The organism is uncultured Winogradskyella sp. (genome assembly GCF_947501905.1).
In the GTDB taxonomy this organism is placed as follows: Bacteria; Bacteroidota; Bacteroidia; order Flavobacteriales; family Flavobacteriaceae; genus Winogradskyella.
This window is the reverse complement of sequence record NZ_CANMXL010000015.1, coordinates 1-1,524: the sequence shown is the minus strand read 5'-3', so window position 1 is coordinate 1,524 and position 1,524 is coordinate 1. Positions and strand designations below refer to the sequence as shown.

At 37.7% G+C, this 1,524-nt stretch carries 1 protein-coding gene; it reads left to right on the top strand.

The features are described 5' to 3' along the window. Positions 1-1,523, top strand: a 1,523-nt coding sequence (locus Q0770_RS14645) for a RagB/SusD family nutrient uptake outer membrane protein (protein WP_299118182.1), incomplete at its 5' end; no start/stop codon positions are given. Between the last annotated feature and the right edge of the window lies 1 nt (position 1,524).

Here is a 1,524-nt window from a genome sequence, read left to right as displayed (position 1 = left end):
AAAAAAATAATATGAAAAAAATAAATAAAATAATCTTTGTCGGTCTCTTAGCATTGCTAATGGGATGTAACGACGCAATAGATATCAGACAAGTAGGTCGTTTAGATGCTGCTAATGCATTTAGAAGTGTAGCTGATTTACAATCAGGTCTTCTTGCTGTATACGATCAGTGGGATATATCCCCAGAAATAGCACTTTCATCTAATTTTACAGATGAGATAGCTGTAGGTTTTGATTCAGGAGGGCAAGGTTTTGCACTTTATGATTTTGTTATGAATGCAGGAACAGCTGCCGCAGCAGACGTTTGGGTGCGTAACTTTAGAGTTAATAACAGAGCAAGTGTACTTATAGAGGCAGCAGCTACGTTAACACCATCAGCTGCAGAGCAAGCGGATTATGACAATATATTGGCTCAGGTTCACTTCATACGTGCTTATGCAAACATGCAGTTAATGATTTATTTTAGTCCAGACCCAACAGATGATGCAACACTTGCAGCACCTGCAATCAGTACTGTACAGGGCTTAGGTGCTCAACCTCTAAGAAATACTACAGGAGAGTTATGGGATCTTATTAATGCTGATATAACATTAGCATCTAACTTAATTCAAGATCAATCAAATGCTACTTTTATATCTAGAGATGCGATTAATGCAATGCGTGCAAGAATTGCTTTAACAAGAGGCGATTATCCTACTGCTGAAAGTTTAGCAAGTTCATTACTTGGTACTTATGGTTTAGCAGATAGAACTCAATATGCAAATATGTGGTTTGATGCTGATAATACAGAAGTTATCTTTAAGTTAGAGAGAACTTTAAATGACACATATGACGGTCAAGGTTCTACGGATAATGATACTGGAGGTCTTGGAGGCGGATGGGCCGGAGCAAGATTTGCTTTTGTGAATGCTACATTAGCAGGTTCTCCTTACTTTGAGATGGACAGAAGTATATTTGATAATTTAACTCCAGGTAGTCCTGGTGACGATATTAGATACACAGTAATGGTATCTCCTACATCAGTTATTAGTCCAGATTATGTGAATGATCCAGACCCAGTTAACAATGATATATTGGTTATCCAAAAATATCCTGGTTCTCAAGGTCGTCCATTAATGAATGATTTAAAGGTATTTAGATCTTCAGAGATGTTATTAATTGCTGCTGAGGCAAGAGCATATCAGAGTAATTTTACAGGTGCAGCTACTTTAATTAAGCAATTAAGAGACGCTAGATTTGGTACTGCACAGCCATTACCATCATACAGTTCTGTTGCAGAAGCAGTAGGTGCGGTATTAGATGAGCGTAAAGTAGAATTAGCATATGAGGGTCATAGGTTTAAAGATTTAAAGCGTTCTGGTACAGCTGGTAACAGAGGTGTTGCTAGAGATCCAATTGCTTGTGCTATTCAAAGTGGTGCTTGTACATTAGCTGCTAACGATTTTAGATTTACATTACCTATCCCTATTGTAGAGATTAATGCAAATCCTGGAATTGGAGCTCAGCAAAACCCTGGCTATTAAT